The sequence below is a fragment of the Maritalea porphyrae genome (assembly GCF_027213965.1).
GTDB classification, from domain to species: Bacteria; Pseudomonadota; Alphaproteobacteria; order Rhizobiales; family Devosiaceae; genus Maritalea; species Maritalea porphyrae_A.
In genome coordinates this window covers 1-270 of record NZ_JAPWGX010000040.1, presented here as the reverse complement: position 1 = coordinate 270, position 270 = coordinate 1, and the positions used below count along the sequence as shown (strand labels likewise).

Sequence of the window (270 nt, the reverse complement as noted above, 5' to 3'; positions counted from 1 at the left end):
GATGAAAGAGATGTTAAATTTAGCGCTAAAGCCAGGTCATATTAGCTTAAACGAACTACGCCAAGTGAGCCGTTCACCAGTCAACCTTACTTTGGATCCTGAAGCCATTCCGGCCATTGAAGAAAGCACACAGGTCGTAGACCGAGTCATCGCGGAAGATCGAACGGTTTACGGAATTAACACTGGTTTTGGGCTATTGGCTAACACACGAATAGCACCAGAAGATTTAGAAACACTGCAACGCAGTATCGTTCTCTCTCATGCGGCAGG

Annotated in this window: 1 protein-coding gene; it reads left to right on the top strand. The window is 46.3% G+C overall.

Translation table 11 applies throughout. The annotated features are described in order from the left end of the window. Positions 1-270 (top strand): aromatic amino acid lyase (locus O4H47_RS17940; protein WP_269395392.1); only part of this gene is annotated, 270 nt, incomplete at both ends.